The sequence below is a fragment of the Arthrobacter sp. LFS091 genome (genome assembly GCF_047977885.1).
Classification (GTDB): Bacteria; Actinomycetota; Actinomycetes; order Actinomycetales; family Micrococcaceae; genus Arthrobacter.
In genome coordinates this window covers 95,228-121,667 of the sequence record NZ_JBFPFP010000005.1, presented here as the reverse complement: position 1 = coordinate 121,667, position 26,440 = coordinate 95,228, and the positions used below count along the sequence as shown (strand labels likewise).

Below are 26,440 nucleotides of genomic sequence, written 5' to 3'. Positions count from 1 at the left end.
TCACAAGTTGATTGCTGCGACTCTGCAGCCCACATGGTGAGCCTATCGTTTATAAAAGCGAAGGGCTCTGGTTGATCGACCCAAAGAATTGCGGTTTTGCTGGCCAGGCGCACAAACGAGCTGGGCGATGGCATGTCGGAGGGGTGAGTCCGGGGCAGCTTCGAGCAAGACCGCACCAGTCAGCAGGGCCAACTCGCAGGCAGCAGGATCCGAGGGAAGGTACGCGTCGATGCCCCGGCCGGGTCCGAACCGTTCCCACGCCTCCTCCAGTTGCCGCCTGGGCGAATGACCCACGGTGGATCGCTTGACCTTGTTCAGCACCACACGGGGCGATGCCTGCGGAACGACTGATGCAAGATCAGCCAAGCCGCGAATCAGGCGCGGTATCCCTATGGGATCCGCCGCTCCCACAGCAAGCACCAGGTCAGCCATTTCCAGGCTGCGGAGGGTTGCCGCGTTGCGCCTCGGAGTCATGGTGTCAAAGCTGAGTTCCTCATCCGACTCAAGACAGAATCCCGTGTCCACCACCACAAATTCCGCCGCGTGACGGGCGAGCTCAAGAACCGTGGACAGCGCCGCTGCCCGGAGCTCAGTCCAACGGTCCGCACGCGTGGTTCCGGTGAGAACGCGGAAAGCGCCTCCTTTGGTAAATACGAAGGAAGCCGCTGACTCCAAAGCCCTGTCATCGAGCAAGCCCTGATCGGCCAGCCTGCACGCCTGCGCCAGACCTGCCGACTCTTCCAGCAGGCCAAGAACTGCTGAAACGCTGGCACCATAGCTGTCAGCGTCGACCAGGATCACTGATTTGCCGTCTGCCGCAAGTTCCGCCGCGATGTTGACCGCTACCAGGGTCCTGCCGGGTGCACCTGTCGGACCCCAGACGGCGATAATCTCACCTTGTCCGCGCGGCCCTTCCTCCACATCTGCCGGCGCCGGAACCCTTGTCAATTCTGCGGCCGGATCTGAGAATGCGCTGCCGTATCCGGAATGGTCTCCAGCAATTGACGCAACACGTCCTACTGCTTCAGAGATATGGTCGGCGAGGGCGGACGGATTGATTCCGTGTGCGGCGGCGACAACGCCGATGGACTGGAGTCGTCGGGATTCCTCGGGATCGTCAGTGAGGGCTACTACCGAGACCCCCACCGCACCAAGGCGGTCGACGAGGGTTGCGGTCAGCTCCCGGCAGCCTTCGGCAACGACGGCGGCCATAGCCAGCCCGCTTTGGCACGCGGCAATCAGTTCTGCAAGCTCGGAGCAGCGCCGGACAACCGTTACCGGTCCGTGCAGGCGCTCAAGCCCACCCACGACGTCTTCTTCAGCTGTGCCGACGGTTACGACGGGAATACTCACCGGGCCAAGCCCGCCGGGTTCCACACAACGGACACCCTGGCATCATTGGCCTGCGCACCCAACAGCTTGGGCATTTGTTCATCGGTCACCAGCACCAGTACAACTTTTGTCTTCGAAGCCCCCAAGGTAGTGGCACCTTCGGACACCTGTGCGATTTCCGCGCCCGGCAACAGCAATTCAGGTTCTTCGAATGACCTGTCGGTTCCGGGCATGGCAACCCACACATCCACCCGCGCCCCAGGTACGGCCTGCTCGGGCAGTTCTTCATCCACCGATATGGCAACCGGTTTACGATTCAGGAGGTCGGCCGTACCCAGGCTGTCCTGCGGAATCAATTGATTCTTCGCTACCCTCTGTACCGCGACCTTGTCCGAAGGTAAACCGCTTTCGACGGTAACGTAGCTCGATTCGACGGCATCCAAACGCACGTTGACGATGGAAAAGTCGGCTTCGGTAATCCGCTGGCCAACTGCGATATCCTCCCGGGCGGCATATACCTGAGTCGTCTTGTCAGCCGCGCCCACGAGCGCGACAACGCCGGCAATAGAGAGGAGTACCAGAAGAATCCCGACAAGCAGTCGAGGGTCCTTCCACGAGGGCTTCCTCAAGCGCGCGGACGCCGCAGCTGCATTTGGACCCATTTTCCAGCTCCCCCTACGAGTTTGGGCATGTCCTATGGACTTGCCTCCCATTCTTGCCCGGGGCGGGCGGCGGCCCCAAAGCGAACGACCCCAAATGGTCCAAAACTGTGGATAACTACCCCAAACAGCACCACCGATGGCAAAATGGAGCCATGCCCCGATTTCTGACTCTGGCGGATGTCGCCGAACAACTCCAAATAAACTCCCCCCAGGCTTACGCGTTAGTGCGCAGCGGGGAACTGAAGGCCATACAGGTGGGAGGGCGCGGACAATGGCGCATTGAGGAAGCGATGCTGGAGCAGTACATCCAGGACCGATATGCAGAAGCCAGCCGAATGATCGAAGAGTCCAGGTCCAAAACCGCCCAGCGTTAGAGCCCTTGGGCACCGGGAGAGCTAATGGCCGTGAACGCGACAAAGGGAACGGTCACAACCGCCGCAACGCTTCCGGCGCGCCTTTCCTCACCCTGCAGCACGACTGCCAAGTCAAAGTGGTCGCTCCCCACCCTGTCGATAACCCCATCGAGCTTATGGCCGCCGCTATTCCGGACAGCCAGGTGGACCACGAGGGGGATGCGGCCCCTGGACAGGGCCCGCAACGCCGAAGCAATTCCCAATGAACGTTGAACCCGGGATGCTTCTTTGACTGCCAGCCTCCCAAGCCCTTGGTAGGACAGCACGGATCCATGAGGGATCAACCATTGCCGCGCCCCCTCAGTCAGCACAATCCACTCACTGCCGACGTGGCTTAGCCCACCTTGGAGCACGCTGCCATCCATCAGCATGACCTTGATGCCTGAGCCAACCACGCCGCGGAGCCGGTCACTGAGTTCGATGCCACCGAGTTCAACCCTGGCCCGTTCCGTTATCTCCGATTCATCACGGAGCGCGCGTTCGGCCGAAAATTGTGCTTCCAAATCGCTGAAAAGAGAGTCCCATCTCATGTGGCCAGACTAGGCTGCACTAGGAAGGCAGGACAATTCACGGCTTTCTGATGGCCAGGATTGGACAATCGTCGACAAAACCCATCAGAATGGGTCAAAGACGATCAAACGATATCAAACTAGGCTTTGGGGGCTTGGAATGGCGCGAACACTACGCAGGGACCTGGTCCTTGCCGCTTCGTTACTCGGGCTTGGTTTGCTTTTGGCGTTCACCGGCACCGTCCTGATGGGCCAATGGTTGGCGGCCGAACACCATCATCAGCAGTCCTCCCTTGACCACGTTTTGGGAGCCTCCGCCAGCATCGTTGGCAGCTCCATTGCGACGTGGTGGACCGCGTCATGTTTCCTTGCCTTCCTGGCCACCGCAATGCAGCGCAGAGGCCGGACAAAAGCCGCCCGCTCCATTTCCAAGTTCAGCCCCGGTTTTATGCTGCGCCTTGCTGCAGCCGTACTCGGCCTGAACCTGCTGGGCTCCGGCGCCGCGCAAGCAGCAACACAACCCGAACCTGGGTGGCACGCCACGGACACGGTGACCACCGATTCCACCGGTGCATCGTGGACCCCGACATCGCACAGCACGCCGAAGGTCGGCGCTCCAGCGCCTGTCGAAACAGGTTCTTCAAGGGTCGAGGCCTTTAGCCCCGGGTGGAAACCCCAACACCCCGTTGTTGATCCCGGGCTCCTCAGCCGACCCGCGTCCCGGCAGGCCACGTACCCCGGGAAAGCAGATGTCATCGTGCAACCCGGAGACTCGCTGTGGTCCATCGCGGCTTCACGGCTGGGGCCTTTCGCCACTGACGTAGACATCGCCCTGTCCTGGCCCAAATGGTACGACGCGAATCGCTCCACGATTGGTGCCGATCCGACCCTGCTGCAGCCAGGCCAGGTCCTCCAGCCTCCACCCCCCGGCTAGCCCGAAAATCCGCGGTCCCGAAGGTCCGCCTGCGAGCCCGCTCAGGGGCTCCAGTAGCATCCCGACTCCCATCCATCGTCATCCCAGCAGAAGCCACCCAGGCAACGGCGACCCCACGCCCGAGCCCATGTTGTGAATGCATGAGGTATGACCATGACCGTTACGACTCCGAGCAGGCCGGCAAGCCGTCAAGGCGGAAGAGGGACCGGCGTCGTCCGCAGCTCCAACAGCGCGGACGTCGACGTTCGACTCGTTGCGAGGAGCATTGCGCAGGCAGCTTTGGAGGTTCTCGCAGGGACGCGGCCCCTCCAGCAACTCTCACGTTCCCTTGATGCCGAGTGTTACCTCTCCTTGCAGCACCGGGCTGCCCTCACCAGAAAACATGCCGCCAGGGTCCGCGGCAGCCAGCAGCCCCACAGCAGTCCGATGGTCCGATCCGTTCGGACATGCTCCATCTCCGAGTCCATCTGTGAGGCCAGCATCGTGGTGGCGGAAGAGCAACGCTGCCGCGCGATAGCCATGAGGCTGGAACGCCTGGATGGGGTATGGCAGGTTACTGCGCTCGAAATTGGCTGACAGCGAACCCATCGCAAGGCGGGACCAATGAATAAAGGCGAACCCCGGACCTTAGGTCCGGGGTTCGCCCTTTAGACTCGCAGTTACCGAGGGTCAGCGGCGCTTCTTCTTCGCAGATTTGCGTGGCTCCTGGCCAGCCGCCTTGGCGGGATTGCCGGAACGGCCTGACGCGCGGCCCTCCACCCGGGTCTGGGTTGCTCCGTCCTCGCCGGGTGCGGTGTACTGCAACTGCGCCGGCTTCTCCGGTGCCTGCAGGCCTGCCGCCCGGATTTGCGGATCGTGGTGCTCTGTATGCGTGCCAGTGGCAGTATCGTCGGCGACCACTACGTCCTCGGCGGGCGTTACTTCGACTTCCAGGTTGTACAGGAACCCGATGCTCTCTTCGCGAATGGCTTCCATCATGCTTTGGAACATGACGAAGCCTTCCCGTTGGTACTCGACCAGGGGATCGCGCTGGGCCATGGCCCGGAGCCCGATTCCTTCCTTGAGGTAATCCATCTCGTAGAGGTGTTCCTGCCACTTTCGTCCCAGGACCGAAAGGACCACACGGCGTTCAAGCTCGCGCATGCTCTCCGATCCGATGGCTTCTTCGCGGGCCTGGTACACGAGCCGGGCGTCCGAAAGGATCTCATCCTTCAGGAACTCTGCCGTGACGCGTGACTTGCCGCCGGCCTCCTCGATGATGTCTTCAGGAGTAACCGTGGCCGGGTAGAGCGTCTTCAGGTTCGTCCACAACTGGTTGAAGTCCCAATCGTCGCCGGTTCCTTCGGCGGTTGCTGCCTCGATCAGTGCATTGATGGTGTCCTCGAGGAAGTACTGGACCTTTTCGTGAAGGTCGTCGCCTTCGAGGATCCGGCGACGGTCACCATAGATGGCTTCGCGCTGGCGGTTGAGGACATCATCGTATTTGAGGACGTTCTTGCGCTGTTCCGCGTTGCGAGCCTCCACCTGGCCCTGGGCCGAGGCAATTGCGCGGGACACCAGCTTGGACTCGAGCGCTACGTCATCAGGTACTGAACTGTTCATCAGCCGTTCTGCGGCGCCGGAGTTGAACAACCTCATGAGGTCATCAGTCAGCGAAAGGTAGAAACGGGATTCGCCGGGGTCGCCCTGACGGCCTGAACGTCCGCGCAACTGGTTATCGATACGGCGTGATTCGTGGCGTTCGGTACCCAGGACGTACAAGCCACCGAGGTTCAGGACTTCTTCGTGCTCGTCCTTGACGGCCTGCTTGGCTGCGGCCAGCGCTTCGGGCCACGCGGCTTCGTATTCTTCGGAGTTCTCTTCGGGATCGAGACCACGCTTGGCCAGTTCGGCGATGGCGGTAAACTCTGCATTGCCACCGAGCATGATGTCAGTACCACGGCCAGCCATGTTGGTGGCAACGGTTACCGCACCCTTACGGCCCGCTTGGGCCACGATGGAGGCTTCGCGTGCGTGGTTTTTCGCGTTGAGGACTTCGTGGCGGATGCCTTCCTTTGCCAGCAGCTTCGAGAGGTATTCGCTCTTTTCAACGCTGGTGGTACCAACGAGTACCGGCTGTCCGTTTTCGTGGCGTTCGGCAATGTCAGCTACCACTGCATCAAACTTGACGACCTCGTTCTTGTATACGAGGTCTGACTGGTCAATACGTTGCATATCCCGGTTGGTGGGAATGGGAACGACGCCAAGCTTGTAGGTGCTCATGAATTCCGCGGCCTCGGTTTCGGCCGTACCGGTCATGCCGGAAAGCTTGGAATACATGCGGAAGTAGTTCTGCAAGGTCACCGTGGCGAGAGTCTGGTTCTCGGCCTTGATCTCGACATTTTCCTTGGCTTCAATGGCCTGGTGCATGCCTTCGTTGTAACGGCGTCCAGCCAGGATGCGCCCGGTGTGCTCGTCGACAATCAGGACCTCACCGTCGAGGATGACGTAGTCCTTATCCCGCTTGAACAATTCCTTCGCCTTGATGGCATTGTTGAGGAAACCAATGAGGGGCGTGTTGGCAGATTCGTACAGGTTTTGGATTCCGAGATAGTCCTCAACCTTTTCGATGCCGGCTTCCAGCACGCCGACGGTCCGCTTCTTCTCGTCCACTTCGTAGTCGACCTCAGGCTGAAGCCGCGTAACAACCTTCGCGAATTCGCTGTACCACCGGTTGGTGTCGCCCTGCGCCGGTCCCGAGATGATCAAGGGCGTCCTCGCCTCATCAATGAGGATGGAGTCAACCTCATCAACGATCGCGAAGTTGTGGCCGCGCTGCACGAGTTCACTGGCATCCCAGGCCATGTTGTCGCGCAGGTAGTCAAAGCCGAACTCGTTGTTGGTGCCGTAAGTAATGTCGGCAGCGTACTGTTCACGGCGCACGGCCGGGTCCTGGTTGGACAGGATGCAACCACTGGTGAGGCCAAGGAACCTGTAGACGCGGCCCATGAGTTCGGACTGGTATTCGGCAAGGTAATCGTTCACCGTGACCACGTGGACGCCTTTGCCGGTCAGGGCGTTGAGGTAGGCCGGTGCGGTGGCAACAAGGGTTTTACCTTCACCGGTTTTCATTTCGGCGATGTTGCCCAAATGCAAGGCGGCCCCGCCCATCAGCTGTACATCGAAGTGCCGCATTCCCAGGGTCCGTGATGACGCCTCGCGAACGGCGGCAAAGGCTTCGGGCAGCAGTGCCTCAAGGGTCTCGCCGTCTTGGTGGCGGGCGCGGAGGCGATCCGTTTCCTCACGGAGTTCAGCGTCCGTGAAGGACTTGAAAGAGTCTTCCAGGGCATTGATGGAATCGGCATAGTTCCGCAGTTGCTTGAGTGTCTTTTTGTCACCCGTGCGGAGAAGTTTTTCGATTAGTGATGCCACGTGAAATTGCTCCCAGTCTCATGCTGCCGAATTCTGGCTGTTTCAGTCTACGGGAGAGACCAACGCCACGTTGCCGGGTTCACCTGTGAGCGGACTGCTCGGCTGGGCGGGGCCGGCACTATCGACACTGAGGACTGCCACCTCACTGGCCAGGCTGGCTGCAAGGTCACCAACGGGCCAAACCACCACGTCGTCCAAGCCGAGCCATTGGGCCATCAGGCAGAGCTCTGCGGCAAGTTCGACGGCGGTATCCGCCGGTGCGTCGGCCTCACCGAACGCCGAGCGCACCAGCAACTGGCCGGAGGCCCTATCCGCCTTCAGGTCCACCCGCGCCACAATGCGTTCGCCCAGGAGGAACGGCAGAACGTAGTAGCCGAATCGTCGCTTGGCAGCCGGGGTGTAGATCTCAATCCGATAGTGGAAGCCGAAGAGCTCTTCCAGGCGTCGACGTTCAAAGACCAATGAGTCAAAAGGACTGAGCAAAGCACGCCCTTCCGCTCTTCGCGGCATCTTTGCCTCGACGTGCTTGAAGGTTTCACGGTCCCAGCCACGGATTGACACAGGTTCCAGTCGGCCGGACTTCACCAAACGCCGGACCGATTCCGCTCCGGCCTTCACCGGTGTACGGAAATAGTCTGAGAAGCACCGCACCGTGCCAATGCCATGGGCTTGGGCGGCGGCCTCGATCAGTCGGTCCAAGGATGCTTCGGGATCAAGGACCGGCGGAGCCAGGTCCGGAACGACCCGGGTGGTGAGGGTGTATTTCCGCTCGAATTGCTGGGTCCTTGTAGCCGCGGAAACCCTTCCTTCTTCAAAGAGGTGCTCAAGCACGCGTTTGACCATGTTCCAGTTCCAACCCCATTGGTCTCGCGAAGCATCGTGGACATGCCCGAGCTTCGCAGTCAGTTCGGACGCGGTCATTGGACGCCCTGAGGCGAGGGCCGAGAGAATGCGGTCTTCCATACCCTGACGTACCAAGGGATCCAGGGTGTGCGCGCCCACCCAAGCGCGCTTTTGCCACAGCAGGAGGTCGTGGAAGTGCTCCGGCCGGATAAAGCTTGCCTCGTGCGCCCAATACTCCATCATCTTGCGCGGCTTCCGGCCAGCCATGACATGCAGAATGTCGGGGTCGTAGTTACCCAACCGGGAAAAGAACGGAAGGTAGTGGCTGCGTGACACTACGTTCACGGAATCGATCTGGACCAACTGGAGCCGGGCAAAGGTCCGGCCCACCGCCCGTGCTGTGACGGGGCCGGTAGGCCGGACCTTTGCCAAACCCTGAGCTGCCAATGCGATCCGCCGTGCCTGTGAGAGGCTCAGCGAAGCGGTCATTGAAGTCCCTTCATGCAGGAGTTGACGACTTACTTTGCCGTAGCGGCCTGGTCATCGGAGCGATAGGCGTGGATCTTCTCTTCCACGGCCTCCTCACCCGGTTCGCACGTCGAATCAAGGGTAATCACACCATAAGTCCAGCCACTGCGCCGGTAAACGACCGAGGGCGCGTTGGTTTCCTTGTCCAGGAACAGATAGAAGTTGTGTCCCACCAGTTCCATGCTGTCCACGGCGTCGTCGAGTGTCAGCGACGCTGCGGGAAATACCTTGCGGCGGATCAGGACGGGTGAATCGCCCGCCGGGATGTCGTTCTCAATCTCGTAGGGAGAACGCTCATCGGTCTGTGGCTCGGAGTCCTGGTGATTGCTTGCCTCGACGTAGAGCGGCTCGCTGGTGCTGGCCGGCTCCAACGTTGCCGTGGCCTCCCGGACGGCCTTGGGCGTGTGACGGCCGTGGTGGACCTTCTTGCGGTCCTTCGCACGGCGGAGCCGCTCCAGCAGCTTGTTGTACGCAAGATCGAAGGCAGCGAATTTGTCAGCGGCTGTGGCCTCGGCACGGATAACGGGGCCTCGGCCCAGGACTGTCACTTCGACGGTGAGCTGGCCCGGCGTCTGCCGGGGATTGGTTTCCTTGGAAACCTTGGCGTCTACTCGCTGGACCTTATCCCCCAGCGATTCAATCTTCGAGATTTTTTCGCCGGCGTATTCGCGAAAGCGGTCAGAAACTGTCAGATTTCGTCCGCTGATCATGAACTCCATGGTGCCCTCCAAATAACTCGGTGACACGACAACGACTCTGTTGGGGGCTGGTCTGACGGACAGTCGAGCCCCTTTCCGAGCCGCTATCGACAGGTACATCTGTTCTTGGTACCCACAACCGACGTTAGTTCATCGTCACGTGTTATTCATCCTTTGGCCGTTTATTTTTTGATTTTGTCTTATCAACTGCCATGGGGTCGTCTGCGATCACTACGGAGGCGTAGGCTGGTGGCCTCGTGGCCGCGAGAACAACAGCGCCGCAAACCACGCCTCCGGCCGCGGTGACGGCCCGCGCAGCCTCGGCCAGGGTGGCGCCCGTAGTGAGCACGTCGTCGATCAGTATGCATCGGGCACCATTGAGCTCCTTGCGCCAGCGGCTCCGCACACGCATGGAGCCGCGGACCCTGCTGACCCTCCCGCCCCGCCCCAGCCCCTTTTGCCCGCCCCGATCCTGGCCGGCGTCGCCACCCAGCACGGAGTTGGCAAGCCAAATGGCAAGATCGCGGGGTGCGAATTGGCCCAGCCCGTGGCGGAACGGACGGGCGGTCTTCACCAGCGCATCCAATGCACGGCCTTGCGGGTGTGTCCTCCGGAGCCGCATCCAGAAGAGCAGGAGGTGCACAGGGCTGAATCCGCGCTTCGCGAACGCCGTTGTACTGGTTGGTACCGGGACGAGGCGATAGCCTTCCAAGCCACCTGTGGCAGAGTCCACGGCCTTGCTCAGGCAGTTCGCCAGCACTCCGGCCAACTTCCATTGGCCATGGTGTTTAAACGAGAGCAGGCATTGCGCCAGTTCATCGCGGTACGGCCCCGCAGCCACCACACCGATCTTCGCCGTACCGTCGAACTCGACCAGGGCGGGCGCCTCCTGCTCCGCCCGAAAGGGCTGCCTGCAGAGTTGCCGGACCCGCTTGGCGCAAGTTCGACACAGGACGGTGTCTTCGGCATTGCAGCAGACACATTCAACAGGGATCAGCAGGGCCAACAATTCAGCCGCGGTTCTTTGGAGCGCGGAAAGGATCCTGCCCATGGGTTGCCTGTCCGGTCCGCGACGCCGTGCGAGACCGCTGGCTGTGGCTTCCAGGTCAGGGTCCTCGCGGCGACGGGGGCGGGCGGCTTTTGCGGCGGGAGGAAACGAAGTCATTCCATCAGCCTGTGCCAGAGCACTACTGCACGGAAGGACTTCGTAGCCCTATGTGGACAGAGGCCCCATGTGGACAAAGGGCCGTGATAGCGGCCTGACGAAGACGTCAGCCGGGAAACGCGGGTTCCGTAGGTCCTTTGAGCTGGAGTTCCCAGCCGTTGCCGACCCGCTGGAAAATCCCGGCCTCTGACTGACCATAGATCTGCTCGGATCCGTTGCCGGCGCTGAGGCTGGTCAGTCCGTCCCAGGGTGCGAGCTGCTGGGGTTCACCTGAGGCCAAACTGAGCAACTCCGGAACAACCGTGGACGTCACTGAACCGGACATCACGGCTACCGTTGACCCGTTAATCCACACACCCTGGTTTGCATTGCCGGTGCTAAGGAGTGTGACCGGAGTTGTGAGGTCCTTGGGCACCCCGTCAGGAGTACGGACTATTCCCGTGATCTGGACCGCGGATTTGCCGTTGGCCTCCGAAATGACCAGGGCCCGCGTCCCTTCCCTGGACACCCGGAAATCCTTCACGGTCCGGCCCGAGAGCCAGGACGGGGTGATCGTGACGGCAGGCACGGTGGTGCCCGGTGGAACTCCGGTGGGTTTGTACGCCACCACTTCGGCAGCGCCGTTGGCACCGGGCCCCGCGGTCCAAACCCAATCCTGTGGGCTGAACGATGGCCCGGTCAGTGTGCTCCTGGTGGTAAGTTGTCGCGCAGGCTGGCCTGGTTCGATGGAGTACAGGGTGGTCCTGTCACCGTTGAGGAAGGCGGCCGTCTGGGACACTGGCGACTCCGCGGGAGCATGCGGCCCCAAGCCCGCAACGGATTGGATGTCCGGGAGCGGGGAAACCCTGTTGTTCTCGTACCGCACCAGGTCACCATTGTTCACGGCGATCTGGTGTGCAGGAACATTTTTGTCCAGCACGGGCGGCAGCACCGTTCCGTTGTCCTCGACCCGGACCAGGTCCTGGTCCGCCCGAAGTTGGACGTTGATGACATCAGGCTGGCTCCTGAAGGTCAGGGCCAGTTGGTTTTGCATCCTCTGGCGATCCTCCGCGGAGGCATCAAACAGTTCCTTCGCCGACAGGTCCACCTGCGCAGCACCTGAGACCACGGGCACGGATTCGCGGGCAAGTTTCATCCCCGATGGGAAAGCACTGACCACAGCACCCCGAAGGTAGGGTGCCGGGCCGGCCAACAAGGCGCTGGTCATGGATTTGACGGTGTTCTTCTTGATGAACCACCGATAGTCAGGTACCGCGTAGGTGAACGTCGGGTCGTAGAAGTAGATGGGGTTTGCCCCATAAATGACCTTGAACGTTTCTTCCGGAATAGCCGTGCCGTCCGGGACCTTTGAAATGCGCCACTCCCCCTCTACCTGCTCCAAGGTCAGGGGGATGGTCTCCCTGGTTCCCGGTGGGAACTGGGTGGCGACGCCGTCAGCGTCCACGGAGTAGGCAAGATCAAGTTCGTAGACGTATTCGTTTTCCGCGGCAGCCTTGACCACGTGCGCCGCACGGAAAACGAGGGCCTTCTTGTCAGGCTTCCAGGTCACCGATTGCGCCTGTGTCAGGTACTGGCGGGCAACAGGGTAATCGTCCTCATAGCCGCTGCCGGCCATGTAAAAGTCCTCAATGATGGTTTCCGGGCTGGAACCGGACCGCGGCGCGGCAGGAAAGAAGACCGGCGCATTCGGATTGCCTGCACCTTCATCCTTGCTCTTGCCAACTGGTCCTGATCGGGGAATTTGCGCGCAGGAGGTGAGCAGGAGCATCAGCACGGCCAGAATAACGGCTGCGGCCTTGGAACGGGCAAAACGCGTTCTCGTCACGGGGCCTCTCTCGTTCCGCTGCCTGTTTGTGGATTCCGGTCAGCATCTGAAGCGGTCTGCCCGGGATTACCCGTGGATCCCGTGCCAAGCACCAGCATGTGGCGTTCGTTTGCCGATCCGGGGAATTCGAAGTCCGCAGGCTCCAGAAGCAACGGCGACTTTACGATGGTGCCCCCTTGGCGCAGCGGCAGCGTCAGGCGGAAATTGGATCCCGATCCCTTGCGGCCCCAGGCCTGCAGCCATCCGTTGTGCAGTTTGGTGTCCTCGGCAGCGATTGACAGGCCCAGGCCGCTGCCTCCCGTGGTTCGGGCACGGGCCGGATCTGCCCGCCAAAAGCGGTCGAATACCCTCGCTGCCTCTGCCTGGCTCATGCCGATGCCGTGGTCCCGGACGGACACGGCCACAGCATCATGGTTTGCTGCCACCGAAACATGGATGGGCCTGCCTTCACCATGTTCGAGTGCGTTGAGCAGCAGGTTGCGCAGGATCCGATCGATTCTCCGGGAGTCCATTTCCACCACAATGCTCTTCTGGCGGGCGCTCAGCCGGACTTCCGAGCCATACTCCTCGGCCACGGGCGCCGCACCGTCAATGACGTGGGAAATTACCTGGAAGATGTCCTGGGGCTCGGCGTCAAGGACAGCGGCGCCGGCGTCGAACCGGGAAATCTCAAGCAGGTCCGACAGCAACGACTGGAAACGCTCAACCTGGTGATAGAGCAGTTCCGCAGACCTTTTGTTCATGGGATCGAACTCGTCACGGGCGTCGAAAAGGACCTCTGCGGCCATGCGCACGGTGGTCAGTGGGGTGCGGAGCTCGTGGGAGACGTCGGAGACAAAGCGCTGCTGCATCTGGGACAGCGTCGCCAACTGGGTGATCTGTTCCTGGAGGCTTGCAGCCATGTGGTTGAATGAGGCACCCAATCGTGCCACCTCGTCTTCGCCCTTGACTACCATGCGTTCCTGGAGCTGCCCGGCGGCAAGCTTTTCCGAGACCACTGCAGCGTGGCTCACGGGACTGACGACATTCCGGGTGACGTACCAGGCAATGGCGCCAATCATGAGAACCAGTGCGGCACCACCGGCCCAGAGGACATTCTGGATCTCATTCAGGGTTTGTTGGGCCGAATTGAGGTCGTATATCAGGTACAGCTCATAGGCCGTGCCGTTGAACGTCACCAGGTTTCCGACGGCGATGCCGGGTCGGTCCTCGTTGCCCACCGGGAACTGCGTGGAAGCCCAGAACTGCTGCTTCCCGCCTTCCTGGACGGCTTTGCGCAACTCCGGCGGTATGACCCGAACGGTCAGTTGGTCCGAGGCCCTCGACTCGACCCACCGGTTTCGGGGCTTGGTCTGCTCGGGTTTGGCTTCAAAGACGTATCGGCGTTGGATCACCGATCCCCGGCCTTCCACCGCCGTGAGGGTGTCGTAAACCAGGGTGATGACGCTCGACTGGTCGGTGACCTGGGCGCCGTCGAACGTGTCCTGGACCTGTTTGACGTTGTAGCGTGACTCTGACTCCGCTTGGGCGAGTCGTTCCTGGAACAGGTTGTTGGCGATTTGGTTGGAAAGGTACGCACCCACGATGGCGAACGATGTCACGGCCAGGAGCAACGTGGTGAGGACCGTTCGGAATTCCAGTGAACGGCGCCAGCGGCGCAGCAAGGACTTCCACAGGAAGCGCAGGCCAGGCCGGATGTGCCTGATGCCGGTGACAACCAGCCGCGACACCCGCAGGACAAGGATCAGGGCCCGGCGTGTCCAGATCCGGGTACGGGTCAGGAACCACGAGAGGTCCCGTGCCGGAGGCGGGGACGATTCTGCCGGCTTTGGGGTGGCCGAAGTAGCCGGCGTCGGTTGTTCCACGCCGGCTGTTTCGGAAACCTCGGGGGCAGCATCCCCTTTTGCCGTGCCGGCCTCGCCGGCTGCGGACTCAGGAACCTGCTTTATATCCGACACCACGCACCGTCAAGACAACCTCTGGCGCTTCCGGGTCACGTTCAATCTTTGAGCGCAAACGCTGGACATGGACGTTGACCAACCGCGTGTCCGCGGCATGCCGATACCCCCAGACCTGCTCGAGGAGGAGCTCGCGCGTAAAGACCTGCCACGGCTTCCGGGCCAGGGCCACAAGAAGGTCGAATTCGAGGGGCGTCAGCGAAATGCGCTCCCCGCCACGGGTCACCAGGTGCCCTGCGACGTCGATCGTGACGTCCGCAATACGCAGCGTTTCGGGGGCCTTCTGTTCGCCGGGACGCAGGCGCGCACGTACACGCGCCACCAGTTCGGCGGGCTTGAAGGGCTTGGGCACGTAGTCGTCGGCACCGGACTCGAGGCCACGGACCACATCGGACGTATCGGACTTCGCCGTGAGCATCACGATGGGAACATCTGACTCGCCACGGATTTGGCGGCACACTTCAATGCCGTCCGAGCCCGGGAGCATGAGGTCCAGCAGCACGAGGTCGGGCTTCGAGGAACGGAAGATTTCCAAGGCCTGTCCGCCATCCGCGCAGAAGACGGGCTCGAAGCCGTCATTGCGCAAGACGATACCAATCATCTCCGCGAGTGCTTCGTCGTCGTCCACTACCAGAATGCGTGCCTTCATAGTTATATATTCCCTTATCGCCAAGTCTTTGTCCCGTTGGGCACGGCGCACGGCATGGCGCCCCCAGGGCAATTCCACCGTAACGCACCACGGCGCGGCCATGCTTGTCGACGGCGGCACCGCGGCAGGCTAGGAGCGACGACGGCGGGACTATAGGCTGGGTGCGAGGGTCCGTATGGGGGACGTCGGACGTCGACGGAGCGGGCCTTATGGGGAGGATATCGTGTCACAACCACAGCACGGCCAGGATGGGGTGCCAGGCAACCAACCCGCGTGGGGCAACCAGCCACCGCCAGGCAACCAACCCGCGTGGGGCAACCAGCCACAGTGGGGCGGCCCTCCAGCGTGGGCAGTTCCGCAGGCCGGTAGCCAAGGCGTCCCGGGACCGCCTGCGCCAGGGTGGCCACCCGGAGCTCCCTACGGCCAGCCCCTCTACGTTGCGCCCCCAAAACCCGGCGTCATTCCATTGCGTCCGTTGCAGTTCGGCGAGATCCTAGACGGCTCCTTCCAAACCATCCGCCGCAACGCCGCGGCGATGTTTGGCTCGGCCCTGATCGTGCAGGCCATAGGGGCGATCCTGATCGGGGCAGTCACGGTGGGGATGGTCCAGATGACCTCATCCCTTGAAACCGTCAACTCCGAGGAGGAGTTCCTCCAAGCGATGGGCCCGGTCTTTGCCGTCATGGCAGGGGCCATGGGTATTTCGGTCTTGATCGGTTTCCTTGGCTCGGTCCTCCAGGGAGTGCTGGTGGTCCCGGTGGCGCGGTCGGTCCTTAACCGACGGACCGGCTTCAAGCAGATGTGGACGCTCGCCGGACGCAGGATCTGGCCGCTGCTTGGCGTAGCAGCCTTGCTGACGGTGGGCGGGTTGCTCGCTGTTGCTGCCGTAGCGGGCATCGCGGTATTGCTGTTTACGGCAATGGGGCCCATGGCCTTATTTATTGTCTTCCCGGTGGGGCTGGGCTCAGTCGTCCTTATTGTGTGGATTGGCCTGAAGCTCATGCTCGCCCCGGCGGCCATCGTCGTGGAACGCACGGGCGTCTATGACGGCCTCCTTCGGTCCTGGCAGCTGACGAAGAACAACTGGTGGCGTATTTTCGGGATCACCCTTGTAGTGGCGATCATGGTTGGAATCATTGCCCAGATCGTGCAAATCCCGGCCTCTCTGGCTGCCACTGCCATCGGCGGAGTGGTCTCGCCCCATCCCGACCAGGACACAGTCGCTTCCACCATGGTGGTCAGTACGGTTATTTCCTCCGCCATCGGAGCTTTGGTGGGCTCGGTAACTTTTGCCTTCCAGGCGTCAGTTCTGGCGTTGCTCTACATGGACCTGCGCATGCGTCGTGATGGCCTTGATATGGAGTTGATGCGGTTAATGGAAACCGGAGCGGACCCTGACGGCATCCCGGGCGCCCCTTCGGCACTACCCGGCAACGGGCAGCCACCCGCCGGTGGACAGTTTCCATACATCCCGCCTGGTCAGCGTCCTCCCGCATGAGGTTTCCCGGCTGGAACGTACCAGTGGGCACAGAGCCCCCAGTGACACCGGGTCGCGACGAGGCGCGCCAATGGGCTGCCGAAGAACTCGCAAAAGCCCAATACCCCGACGCACGTCCAGGCTGGGTTGACCAGCTGTGGCGGGATTTCCTGGACTGGCTCTCGTCCTTCGACGGTGAGCTGTCCGGTCCAGGACCCGACCTCGCCGTGCCCATCATCCTCGCTGTGGCCGTAGCGGTCGTTACCGTGGCCATCCTTGTGGTCCGGCCACGGTTGAACGCACGGCGAAAAGCAGGGGTCACGGACATTTATGGTGACGAACGCATCATGGATGCGGACGGGTACCGTTCGCGTGCCGCAGCCGCGGCCGACGACGGCGACTGGCCGGCCGCCGTCGTCGACTTGTTCCGCGCCCTGGTCAGGTCCGCTGAAGAGCGGGACGTCATTGATGTCCGGGCCGGCAGGACCGCAGACGAAGCGGCAGCCCAACTGGGAAGTGTGTTTGGGGCCGCACAAAGCAGGCTCATTGCCGCTGCCCGCGTGTTCGACGCAATACGCTACGGCGAGGCGGGGGCTTCGAAAGCCGATTACGATTCCCTGCGCCAGTTGGATACCGATGTCCTTGCCATGAAGCCCGACTATGCAGGGCAGGCAGCTGCCGGCTTCGCGGTGCCACGATGACGACAACTTTGCAGGAACACTCCCAAGGTTCGGATGAGGCGGCACCCACCAGCGGCTCCTCCCGGCGCGGCTTCCCTGACTGGTTCCGAAAGAACCTGGCGTGGATCGCGATCGGTGCGTTGCTCGCCGGCTTGGTGGCCTTTCTCGCTGTTTCCACTCTCACTGGCAACAGCGACAAGCGCCCGCTGTCCGCCCGGAATCCCGCCCCGGATGGCGCCATGGCCGCGGCAGAAATCCTGGGGCAGCACGGCGTTTCCGTCAATCCGACCGACACGTTGGAGGAGACCCGGACCGCGTTGACTGAAAAGCCCCGAGCCACAGTGCTTGTCTATGATCCCCGTGGTTTCCTCAATCAGGACCAAGTACAGGATGTTGCGGCGATGGCCGACCGGTTGGTGCTGGTCAAGCCAAGGTTGCGGAGCCTCGGTGGACTGGGGCCGGACTTCCATCCCGGTGGCGTCGTTCCTGAAGCAACCACCGCGATAGAGCCGGGTTGCGAGCAGGAGGACGCCACGTCGGCCGGCAGAATTTCCGTGCAGGGACCTGTTTTCCAGGGTCCCGTAGTCTGCTACCCCATCCGGGACGGTGGACCGGGCGTCTACGCCGCATCAGCCGACGGGAGGTTGGTGGCCATCGGCAGCTCCGAGGTGCTGGACAACGAACACCTCGCATCTGAGGGAAACGCCGCCCTGGCGCTGCGAACCCTTGGGAACAATGCCGAGCTTGTCTGGTACCTACCCGGCATCGAAGACGTTGCGGCATCGGATTCGACACCTACCCTGAACGAGCTGGCACCCCGATGGCTGGCATTCGCCGGCCCCTGGCTTGGCTTGGTGGCCGTCCTTGCCATTGCCTGGCGGGGCAGGCGCATGGGGCCGCTGGTCTTTGAACCGCTTCCCGTGGTTGTCAAGGCAGCAGAGACAGCAGAGGGAAGGGCCCGGCTGTACCAGGACTCCCGGGCCATAGACCGCGCAGCGGACAATCTTCGGGCAGGAACCCTCACCCGCTTGGCCCGTCATTTCAACCTCGGGGCCGACGCCACCGCCGAAGCCATCGTGGACGCCTGTTCCAACCGCTTGGGGAGGCCGGCACCGGAAGTACGGTCAGTCCTGATCGACGCCATACCCGCAACCGAAGGCCAACTGGTGCAGTGGGCCCAACAGATCGAACGAATCGAAGAGGAGGCAACCGCCCGATGAGCAGCCAGCCGAACAGCTACACGGACAGCAACAGCCAACACGCAGGCGGCGCCGCCCCACAGCAGGCACCGGAGCGGCCGGCCGGAGAAGACCCTGCACGACAGTCGCTGCTCAACGTCCGGGCGGAAGTGGGCAAGGCTGTCGTTGGCCAGGATGCCACCGTGACTGGAATGCTGATCGCCCTGCTGTGTGGCGGCCATGTGCTCCTGGAGGGTGTGCCCGGGGTGGCGAAGACACTCCTGGTACGGGCGTTGTCCACCGCTCTCAGCCTGGACACCAAGCGGGTGCAATTCACCCCCGACCTGATGCCAGGCGATGTGACGGGCTCCCTGGTGTACGACTCCCACTCGTCCGAATTCACTTTCCGCGAAGGCCCGGTCTTCACGAACATCATGCTCGCGGATGAAATCAACCGGACACCGCCGAAGACCCAGGCTTCGCTGCTGGAAGCCATGGAGGAGCGCCAGGTCTCGGTCGATGGGCTGTCACGTCCGTTGCCGGTTCCTTTTATCGTGGCGGCCACGCAGAATCCTGTGGAGTATGAAGGCACCTATCCTTTGCCTGAGGCCCAGCTCGACCGTTTCCTCCTCAAGCTGACCATGCCGTTGCCGGGAAGGGCCGAGGAAATTGAGGTCATCCGGCGCCATGCCGTCGGCTTTGATCCACGCAACCTCGCAGCCGCCGGCGTGCGGCCGGTCGCTGGCGCCGTCGAGCTGTCCGCCGCCCAGGCGGCAGTAGCGGATGTGACCGTTGCACCCGAAATTCTTGCGTACATCGTGGACGTGGTGCGGGCCACCAGGTCCGCACCTTCTTTCCAGCTCGGGGTCTCCCCCAGAGGTGCCACCGCATTGCTCAATACGTCCAAAGCGTGGGCGTGGTTGTCGGGCAGGACCTTCGTGACCCCGGACGATGTCAAAGCGTTGTCCTTGCCCTGCCTGAGGCACCGGGTGGGCCTTCGGCCGGAAGCCCAGATGGATGGCATCCAGGTGGACGATGTCCTGGGCAGTATCCTGGCGTCCGTCCCGGTGCCGCGATGATTCCAGGATTTCTCAAGGACCGGGCGGACTAAGTGGCAATTACCGGGCGTTTCGTGCTCCTGGCCGTGCTGGGCTTGGTTCCCTTGGTGGTGTTCCCCGCGTGGAGCACTGTTCTCTTTGTCGGCATCGGACTCCTGCTCCTGTTGGTCCTTGACCTTGTGGTGGCGGTGTCTCCGGCCAAACTGGGTTTGGAACGACGGCAACCCGGCAACGTCACGCTTGAAGGCCAAGCGGATTCGGTTGTGATGGTATCCAATCCCACCGGCCGTAAACTGCGGGCCCGTATCCGTGATGCATGGCAGCCTTCCGCGGGAGCCATCAGCCCTGTCCAAAGCCTCACGGTCCCGGCCGGTGAGCGGCGCCGCCTGACCGTGGCCCTGGTACCCCGGCGTCGCGGGGACCTGGAAAGCCCGCACCTGACTATCCGCTCAATGGGGCCCTTGGGCCTGGCCGCCCGCCAGCGTACGCGCGTGCTCCCCGGACGGCTGCGGGTGCTGCCACCCTTCCACTCCAAGCGGCATCTGCCCTCCAAGCTAAGGAAGCTCAGGGAACTGGACGGAAAGGCGGCTGTGCAGATCCGCGGCGCCGGAACGGAGTTCGATTCCCTGCGGGACTACGTCCGCGGAGACGATGTCCGGTCCATCGATTGGCGCGCCACGGCACGCCGGACCTCCGTAGTGGTGCGGACGTGGCGCCCGGAGCGGGACCGCCGCGTCGTCATCGTCCTCGACACGTCCCGCACAGCCGCCGCGAGAATCAACGATGAACCCCGCCTCGATACAGGCATCGAAGCCGCCTTGTTGCTGGCTGTGCTCGCCGAGAGGGGTGGAGACCGGGTGGACTTCCTCGCTTACGACAGGAGGCTGCGCGCCCGGGTCGAATCGGCGTCGAAGGGCAATCTGCTCGGGCAGTTGGTCCAAGCCATGGCCCCATTGGAAGCGGAACTGATCGAACTTGACTGGCAACAGATACCGGGCCAAGTGCGGGCCGTCTCGGCGCACCGCTCGCTGGTGGTTTTGTTGACGGCGCTCGACGGCGGCGCCCCCGAAGAAGGGTTGCTCCCCACCGTCGCGCAGTTGTCGCGTCAACACGCGGTAGTGGTTGCCTCGGTCCGCGATCCCCTGCTCACCGGGATGAAGGAACAACGGACCACGGCCAGCCAGGTGTTCCGTGCAGCCGCCGCTGAACGCGCACTGTTGGAGCGGGCCGCTGTTACAGCCCAACTGCGACAACTCGGAGCCGAGGTGGTGGACGCTGACCCCCTCGACGTTCCGCCTCTGCTCGCAGACACCTATATACGGCTCAAAGCCGCCGGACGGCTCTAGGAAGGACGCCCATGAACAGCCCCATCTATGAACTCGCCCTCGGAGAGGACTTCAAGAGACTGACGCCGGAACTCCAGGAGTATTTTTCGCTTTCCGCTGGTTCAGGCACCTATGGCATAGGCGAGGGGATCTTTGATGTTGTGGGTTGCCGGCAGAAGTGGCTGCGGCCCCTCCTCGCATTGACCGGAAGCGAGGAGGCCTTCTTCCCCGAGTACGGTGAAGGCATACCGTTCCGCATAGAAAACCACGCCCATGTCGACCCCTTCGGGCGACCAGCGCTCACAGCCCGCCGCGAGATCTACTTCCCGTCCGGAACACGGCTTTTCCATGACACGACCAGTGCGATTCCGACGTCCGGCGGGCAACCGGCACCTGGGGTGGAAGCCCGACTGGTGGACCATGTGGGCCGGTACCGCCGGTTGGTCACGGACCTGGATGTCAGCGTCACCCCAGAGGGCCGGCTGCGTGGAGTGTCGAAAGCAAGCCGGCTCCTGCTGGGGCCGTTGCGGATTCCGTTGCCTGAAGCCCTGGACGCCCGCGCCTACGCCGAGCAGTGGTGGGACGGCGTCGAGGGCAAGCACCGGATCCAGGTCAAGGTCATCCAACCGCAGATCGGCCTGGTCCTGGTGTATGCCGGGCGGTTCGATTACCGCCTGGCACCCTACCTGCCGGGCACGGCACCCGGCACAACACTCCCACGGTACGCGGAACCGGACCGCTGGGAGGAACGGATTTAGCCCTGGATGAGTTGGTCCAGACCGTCAGCGACCTTCGTCAGCTTCGAAAGGACGGCTTTGGCGGACGACGGTGTGAAGTGTTCCAAACCAGTGGACGGGGTGACCCGAACCCCGGCAAGCTGCGATGCCGGCAAGCCGAGTTGGCGCCACGGTTTCCAGATGCACTCCACCACGTCGGCAGTCCGGGGCAGCAGGGACTGGGGATCTCCCGTCGGCAGGGCACCCGCCCACAAGCGTTTGCCGTTTTCCACGGCCTCTGCAAGCTGTTCCCATTGCCGGGTCGTCAGGGCCTTGAGAGGCACGGCGACACCGTCAGCCCCGGCAGCGATCACACGGTCAATGGGTGCTTCTATTTCGGGAACCGAAACAACGGTTTCCACCACACCCGCAGCCTTGAGCGCCTTGATGACCAACTGCCAAGCGCCTGTCACTTCCTCCCCCGGGATGGACCTCAGCGTTCGGTAACCACTCGCCGTCGGGATGGTCCCTGCCATGATCGACGCGATATCCGGTTCGTCCACCTGGACCACGATCCCGGCGCCCGGCACCGCGGCTGAGATCCTGCGGACATAGTCGCCAACGCCCGCAGCAAGGGACTCCGCAACATCCCGCCTGGCGCCATAGTCCAGGAGGGCCCGCTCCCCGTTGTGCAGGTAAAGGCTGGCAGCGAGGCTCATCGGGCCCAGCAACTGGACTTTCAGGGCCGTGGCCGAAATATCCTCGGCGCCGGCGATGTCGGCCAGGATGTTGATGTCGGTAGACAGGGCTGAACGAGCGCGTTGGGCGTCCTTGCCGGGCCTGTCCACCAGACGCCAACCATGGGGCTGGACATCGATGGCCAGGTCCACCAGCAGGGAACCCGTTCGGCCAACGGGGTCCGATCCCACACCCCTGTCCGGCAACGACGGCAGGAACGGAAGATGCGGGTCGCCCAACTCGCCGCGGATAATCCGGTTTGCTTCTGCCGGGTCGCTGCCTGGCCACGGCCCCAGCGCCGTGGCACTGGCACGCAGGTCATTCAATGAGGACATGGATCAGGCCTGCTGGCTGGAGATCTGGTGATCCTCGGCAATAGCCTCATGGTGTCGGATCACTTCGCTGATGATGAAGTTCAGGAACTTCTCCGCGAAGGCGGGATCAAGGTGCGCGTCCTCAGCGAGTCTCCGCAGCCGCGCGATCTGGGCAGCTTCACGCCCCGGGTCACCAGCAGGAAGCTTGTGCGTGGCTTTGAGCACCCCTACTTTCTGGGTGGCCTTGAAGCGTTCCGCGAGGAGGAAAACCAGGGTCGCGTCAATGTTGTCGATACTGGACCGAATGGACAGCAGCTCATCCATGACGGCGCGGTCCACCTGGCCGGCCAGGGAACTCGCAGCCGGGTTGAAGGAATCGGCGTCATCGGGAAGGGCATTGTTGTACTCGGTCATGCACCCCAGTCTAGGGTGTGGGGACGTGACGGCGCCGTTGTTACCTGCCCTCCGCAAGCAGGGCATGCACCACGCCTGGCGAGCCGGTGTGGGCAGTGTTCCTGCCGCCGGAAACGGAGCAGAATGGCACCATCACCGCAGCCTAGGCAAAGGAGCTCCCATGAAAATCGCTGTGCTGGGTACGGGAATGGTAGGGCACGCGCTCGCCGGAAAACTCGTCAGCCTGGGTCATGAAGTAACCATGGGTTCCCGCGAGGCCGGTAATCCCAAAGGCATGGAATGGGCCCGAAGCGCCGGCACAGGGGCAAGCGCCGGCTCCTTCGCGGAGGCCTGTGCACGGTCCAGCCTGATCATCAACGCAACCCCCGGCACCGTGAGCCTGTCAGTCCTGGCCGAGGCAGGTGACGCCACCCTGGACGGCAAGATCCTGTTGGACGTCTCCAACCCGTTGGATTCATCGAAGGGATTCCCTCCCCCGCTCACGGTCTGCAATACGGACAGCATCGCCGAAACCATCCAAAGAGCCCATCCGGGAGCCAGGGTGGTGAAGTCGCTGAACACCGTCACCGCACCGGTCATGGTGGATCCCGGCCGGCTCCCGGCGCCGCATGACATCTTCATGGCCGGCAACGACGCTGACGCCAAGGCCGTAGTGTCGGGCCTGCTTCAGGAATTTGGGTGGACGCCCGCGCACATCCGGGATCTGGGCGGCCTGGACGCTGCGCGCGCAATGGAGATGTGGCTCCCCCTCTGGTTGCGGATTTTCATGCAACAGCCCCAAGGAAAGATGTTCAATATCGGCATCGTTTCCGAATAGAACCAACTACGGCAAAGGCACGCCCCCATGCAGGGGGCGTGCCTTTGCTGTGGCTCACGCGCCGGGATAAATGCCGGGCTAGCCGCCCAGCAGTGCCCGGTGCGCTTCCCGCCGTCGTGCTTGTTCGTCCGGGTCCGGCACCGGCAGCGAGGCAATAAGCCGCTTGGTGTAGTCATGCTGGGGCGAACCCATCACATGGTTGCCGATCCCCTGCTCCACCAGCTGGCCTTTGTAAAGCACGCCCACCCAATGCGACAACATGTCCACCACTGCGAGATCGTGGCTGATGAAGAGCGCCGCGAAGCCGAACTGCTCCTGGATGTCTTTGAAGAGGTCCAGCACCTTGGCCTGCACCGACACATCCAGGGCCGACGTGGGTTCGTCGGCGATCAGAAGCCGCGGGTTCAGCGCCAGCGCCCTCGCCAGGGAGGCCCGTTGCCGCTGCCCACCCGATAGCTCGTGGGGGTAGCGCTGAGCATACGACGCCGGTAACTGGACTGATTCGAGTAGCTCACCGACCTTTTTTCTCGCTTCGGCGGCGCTCGGTTTCGTGTGGATGACCAGCGGCTCCGCCACGCACTCACCAATGGTCAGGTGCGGGTTGAAGGACGCCGCCGGGTCCTGGAAGACGAACCCGATCTCTTTCCGCAGTGGACGGAACGTTCGTTCCTTGAAGTCCAGCATCTCGTAGCCGAGCACCTTCAAGCTGCCCCCGGTTGTCCGGTTCAGGCCTGCGATGGCGCGACCAATCGTGGACTTTCCGGAGCCGGATTCACCCACCAGGCCAAAGACCTCGTTCTCTGACACCGTGAAGCTGACGTTGTCCACTGCCTTGAACCCGTGCCGTCCGAACCGGCCCGGGTACTCGATGGTCAGGTTCTTGGCCTCAACCAGTACCTTGCCGTCCTGGTGGAGGCGGCTCCGGGCACCTTCAGAGGCCGAGTGCCGGCCCAGATGGGGAACCGCGGCGAGGAGGTTGCGGGTGTACTCCTGGCGGGGTTCGGCGAAGAGGACGCGGGACGGCGCCTCCTCCACCACGTCGCCCTGATACATGACAACCACGCGGTCAGCGAGGTCAGCCACAACGCCCATGTTGTGCGTGATGAGCACAATGGAGGTGCCGTAGTTGTCCCTGAGGTCGCGCAGCAGCTGCAGGATTTCGGCCTGGACGGTGACGTCCAACGCCGTGGTGGGTTCGTCGGCCACGATCAGCCCGGGGTTCAACGCGAGCGCCGCGGCGATGACGACACGTTGTTTTTGGCCCCCGGAGAACTGGTGCGGATAGTAATCGACCCTGGTTTCAGGGTCCGGGATACCTACTTTCCGCAGCGCCTCGGTGGCCCTCTTCTTGGCTTCCTTGGCGGAAACACGCTTGCCGTCCGTTGCGTGTGCCCGGATACCTTCGGCTATTTGCCATCCGACGGTAAAGACAGGATTCAGCGCCGTGGAGGGTTCCTGGAAGACCATGGCAACATCCCTGCCACGGATTTTCCTGAGCGTGGATTTGCTGACACTGATCACGTTGTTGCCATTGATCACCACGGCACCGGAGCTGATGGCCGTTTCGGGAAGCAAGCCCAGGATCGTTTTTGCGGTGACGGTCTTTCCCGATCCCGACTCGCCCACGATGGCCACTACTTCACCGGCCTTCACCTCCAGGCTGACGTCCTTGACGGCGTGAACGTCTCCGCCATCGGTGGCGAAAGTGACTTGGAGACGGTCAATGGTGAGCACGGGCTCACCAGCAACGGACTGGTCTGAGACATTTCCAAGGTTGGTGGTCATGGCTTTCCTGCCTCTGCCGGGGTTTCCGGCGTTCCTGTTTCCGGGGTTGCGGACAGTACCGGGGTCCTGCCGGCGCGCTTGCGTCCGCGGATGCGGGGGTCGTTGAGGTCGTTGATGCTCTCGCCGACCAACGTCAAGCCCAGCACTGTCAGGACGATCGCGATGCCCGGGAAGACACCTGTCCACCAAATTCCCGACGAGGTGTCAGCCAAGGCCTTGTTGAGGTCGAAACCCCACTCGGCTGCTGACGTTGGTTCGATGCCGAAGCCCAGGAAGCCCAGGCCGGCCAGGGTGAGAATGGCCTCCGATGCGTTGAGGGTAAACATCAGCGGCAGCGTCCTGGTGGCGTTCTTGAAGATGTGCCGTCCGATGATGCGCAGGCTCGAGGCGCCCAGGACCTTGGCCGATTCGACGAATGGTTCGGCTTTGAGGCGGATGGTTTCGGCGCGTATCACGCGGAAATACTGCGGGACGAAGACCACGGTGATCGAGAACGCGCAGGAGAAGATCCCGCCCCAGAAACTGGACTGGCCACGGCTGATGACAATGGAGATGACGATTGCCAGGAGCAGCGTCGGGAAGGCGTAGATGGCGTCCGCGACCACCACGAGGATCCGGTCAAGCCAGCCCCCGAAGTACCCGCTGAGCAATCCCAGGGCGACACCGAGGAACAGGGACATTGCAACGGACACAATGATGACGGTTACGGCTGTCTGCGAACCCCAGATAACCCGCGACAGGACGTCGTAGCCGCCCACGGTGGTTCCCAACAGGTGATTTCCACCGGGAGCCTGCTGCGTGGGGAAGGAACCGGAGGCATCGCTGAGCTGGGAATATCCATAGGGTGCCAGCAGCGGTGCGAAAATGCTGGTCAGGATGAACAGCCCGCTCAGGACTACCCCCACGATGAGCATGCCGCGTTGGAGCCCTACGCTCTTCTTGAGGTGGGACACTACCGGAAGCCTCGAGAACAGGGGCTGCCGGGGCGGTGTGAGCGTTGGTGTGCTCATG

The 26,440-nt window shown here is 62.5% G+C and carries 24 protein-coding genes; 10 read left to right on the top strand and 14 right to left on the bottom strand.

The window, feature by feature from the left end; translation table 11 throughout:
* Nucleotides 1–42: 42 nt before the first annotated feature.
* Together ACNQOP_RS10825 and ACNQOP_RS10820 are read right to left on the bottom strand one after the other, a co-directional pair.
* Nucleotides 43–1,353, bottom strand: a complete 1,311-nt coding sequence (locus ACNQOP_RS10825; RefSeq protein ID WP_349470302.1) for an AAA family ATPase — start codon at nt 1,351–1,353, stop codon at nt 43–45.
* Entirely contained in the window at nt 1,350–1,994 is a 645-nt protein-coding gene (locus ACNQOP_RS10820) for an SAF domain-containing protein (protein WP_416404457.1), read from the bottom strand. The genes ACNQOP_RS10825 and ACNQOP_RS10820 overlap by 4 nt, the downstream gene beginning before the upstream one ends.
* Before the next feature lie 152 nt (nt 1,995–2,146).
* Between ACNQOP_RS10820 and ACNQOP_RS10815 the strand changes: the two genes are divergently transcribed.
* Nucleotides 2,147–2,368: a helix-turn-helix domain-containing protein gene (locus tag ACNQOP_RS10815; protein ID WP_235520604.1), complete on the top strand. Its 222-nt coding sequence runs from the start codon at nt 2,147–2,149 to the stop codon at nt 2,366–2,368.
* Here the strand turns inward: ACNQOP_RS10815 and ACNQOP_RS10810 are convergent.
* Entirely contained in the window at nt 2,365–2,937 is a 573-nt protein-coding gene (locus ACNQOP_RS10810; protein WP_235520605.1) for a hypothetical protein, read from the bottom strand. The genes ACNQOP_RS10815 and ACNQOP_RS10810 overlap by 4 nt on opposite strands.
* A 139-nt stretch (nt 2,938–3,076) precedes the next feature.
* Between ACNQOP_RS10810 and ACNQOP_RS10805 the strand changes: the two genes are divergently transcribed.
* A complete protein-coding gene (locus tag ACNQOP_RS10805) occupies nt 3,077–3,850 on the top strand; it encodes a LysM peptidoglycan-binding domain-containing protein (protein ID WP_349470300.1) in 774 nt (257 codons plus the stop codon).
* A gap of 153 nt (nt 3,851–4,003) precedes the next feature.
* The gene (locus tag ACNQOP_RS10800; RefSeq protein ID WP_416404456.1) at nt 4,004–4,426 is read left to right on the top strand and encodes an Rv3235 family protein; all 423 of its coding nucleotides are present in this window, start codon (nt 4,004–4,006) and stop codon (nt 4,424–4,426) included.
* A gap of 93 nt (nt 4,427–4,519) precedes the next feature.
* Here the strand turns inward: ACNQOP_RS10800 and secA are convergent, their stop codons facing one another.
* The 7 genes from secA to mtrA all read right to left on the bottom strand — a co-directional run bounded on the left by secA (nt 4,520) and on the right by mtrA (nt 14,927).
* Nucleotides 4,520–7,261, bottom strand: a complete 2,742-nt coding sequence (gene secA / locus ACNQOP_RS10795) for a preprotein translocase subunit SecA (RefSeq protein ID WP_257369203.1) — start codon at nt 7,259–7,261, stop codon at nt 4,520–4,522.
* 42 nt (nt 7,262–7,303) lie between these two features.
* On the bottom strand, nt 7,304–8,593 hold the full coding sequence (locus ACNQOP_RS10790) for a winged helix-turn-helix domain-containing protein (RefSeq protein ID WP_416404455.1): 1,290 nt from the start codon (nt 8,591–8,593) through the stop codon (nt 7,304–7,306).
* A gap of 29 nt (nt 8,594–8,622) precedes the next feature.
* Nucleotides 8,623–9,351, bottom strand: coding sequence for a ribosome hibernation-promoting factor, HPF/YfiA family (gene hpf, locus ACNQOP_RS10785; RefSeq protein ID WP_235520694.1), 729 nt, complete (start codon nt 9,349–9,351; stop codon nt 8,623–8,625).
* 142 nt (nt 9,352–9,493) lie between these two features.
* The gene (locus ACNQOP_RS10780) at nt 9,494–10,495 is read right to left on the bottom strand and encodes a ComF family protein (RefSeq protein WP_416404454.1); all 1,002 of its coding nucleotides are present in this window, start codon (nt 10,493–10,495) and stop codon (nt 9,494–9,496) included.
* A 106-nt stretch (nt 10,496–10,601) separates the two neighbouring features.
* Nucleotides 10,602–12,320: an LpqB family beta-propeller domain-containing protein gene (locus ACNQOP_RS10775; protein ID WP_416404453.1), complete on the bottom strand. Its 1,719-nt coding sequence runs from the start codon at nt 12,318–12,320 to the stop codon at nt 10,602–10,604.
* Nucleotides 12,317–14,281, bottom strand: coding sequence for an MtrAB system histidine kinase MtrB (mtrB, locus tag ACNQOP_RS10770; protein WP_416404452.1), 1,965 nt, complete (start codon nt 14,279–14,281; stop codon nt 12,317–12,319). Before mtrB ends, ACNQOP_RS10775 begins: the two co-directional genes overlap by 4 nt.
* Nucleotides 14,253–14,927: an MtrAB system response regulator MtrA gene (gene mtrA / locus ACNQOP_RS10765; protein ID WP_211714198.1), complete on the bottom strand. Its 675-nt coding sequence runs from the start codon at nt 14,925–14,927 to the stop codon at nt 14,253–14,255. Before mtrA ends, mtrB begins: the two co-directional genes overlap by 29 nt.
* Nucleotides 14,928–15,150: 223 nt before the next feature.
* Here mtrA and ACNQOP_RS10760 point away from each other — a divergent pair, with 223 nt between their 5' ends.
* The 6 genes from ACNQOP_RS10760 to ACNQOP_RS10735 are packed head-to-tail and all read left to right on the top strand — an operon-like array spanning nt 15,151 to nt 21,403.
* Nucleotides 15,151–16,425, top strand: coding sequence for a hypothetical protein (locus ACNQOP_RS10760; RefSeq protein WP_416404451.1), 1,275 nt, complete (start codon nt 15,151–15,153; stop codon nt 16,423–16,425).
* 23 nt (nt 16,426–16,448) lie between these two features.
* Entirely contained in the window at nt 16,449–17,105 is a 657-nt protein-coding gene (locus ACNQOP_RS10755) for a DUF4129 domain-containing protein (RefSeq protein ID WP_416404450.1), read from the top strand.
* Nucleotides 17,102–18,304, top strand: coding sequence for a DUF4350 domain-containing protein (locus ACNQOP_RS10750; protein ID WP_416404449.1), 1,203 nt, complete (start codon nt 17,102–17,104; stop codon nt 18,302–18,304). The genes ACNQOP_RS10755 and ACNQOP_RS10750 overlap by 4 nt, the downstream gene beginning before the upstream one ends.
* The gene (locus ACNQOP_RS10745; RefSeq protein WP_416404448.1) at nt 18,301–19,341 is read left to right on the top strand and encodes an AAA family ATPase; all 1,041 of its coding nucleotides are present in this window, start codon (nt 18,301–18,303) and stop codon (nt 19,339–19,341) included. The genes ACNQOP_RS10750 and ACNQOP_RS10745 overlap by 4 nt, the downstream gene beginning before the upstream one ends.
* A gap of 32 nt (nt 19,342–19,373) precedes the next feature.
* Nucleotides 19,374–20,666: a DUF58 domain-containing protein gene (locus tag ACNQOP_RS10740; protein ID WP_416404447.1), complete on the top strand. Its 1,293-nt coding sequence runs from the start codon at nt 19,374–19,376 to the stop codon at nt 20,664–20,666.
* A gap of 11 nt (nt 20,667–20,677) precedes the next feature.
* A complete protein-coding gene (locus tag ACNQOP_RS10735; protein WP_416404446.1) occupies nt 20,678–21,403 on the top strand; it encodes a DUF4166 domain-containing protein in 726 nt (241 codons plus the stop codon).
* On the opposite strand, the gene ACNQOP_RS10730 is transcribed toward ACNQOP_RS10735, so the two are convergent.
* Both ACNQOP_RS10730 and ACNQOP_RS10725 read right to left on the bottom strand, forming a co-directional pair.
* The gene (locus tag ACNQOP_RS10730) at nt 21,400–22,434 is read right to left on the bottom strand and encodes a hypothetical protein (RefSeq protein ID WP_416404445.1); all 1,035 of its coding nucleotides are present in this window, start codon (nt 22,432–22,434) and stop codon (nt 21,400–21,402) included. The genes ACNQOP_RS10735 and ACNQOP_RS10730 overlap by 4 nt on opposite strands.
* 3 nt (nt 22,435–22,437) lie before the next feature.
* Nucleotides 22,438–22,827 (bottom strand): chorismate mutase, encoded by a 390-nt coding sequence (locus ACNQOP_RS10725; RefSeq protein ID WP_235520619.1) that lies wholly within the window; start codon nt 22,825–22,827, stop codon nt 22,438–22,440.
* Nucleotides 22,828–22,987: 160 nt separating this feature from the next.
* Here ACNQOP_RS10725 and ACNQOP_RS10720 point away from each other — a divergent pair, with 160 nt between their 5' ends.
* Entirely contained in the window at nt 22,988–23,644 is a 657-nt protein-coding gene (locus tag ACNQOP_RS10720) for an NADPH-dependent F420 reductase (protein WP_416404444.1), read from the top strand.
* A 78-nt stretch (nt 23,645–23,722) separates the two neighbouring features.
* Here the strand turns inward: ACNQOP_RS10720 and ACNQOP_RS10715 are convergent, their stop codons facing one another.
* Nucleotides 23,723–25,429, bottom strand: coding sequence for an ABC transporter ATP-binding protein (locus ACNQOP_RS10715; RefSeq protein WP_284986913.1), 1,707 nt, complete (start codon nt 25,427–25,429; stop codon nt 23,723–23,725).
* Nucleotides 25,426–26,439, bottom strand: a complete 1,014-nt coding sequence (locus tag ACNQOP_RS10710; protein ID WP_257369220.1) for an ABC transporter permease — start codon at nt 26,437–26,439, stop codon at nt 25,426–25,428. The genes ACNQOP_RS10715 and ACNQOP_RS10710 overlap by 4 nt, the downstream gene beginning before the upstream one ends.
* Between the last annotated feature and the right edge of the window lies 1 nt (nt 26,440).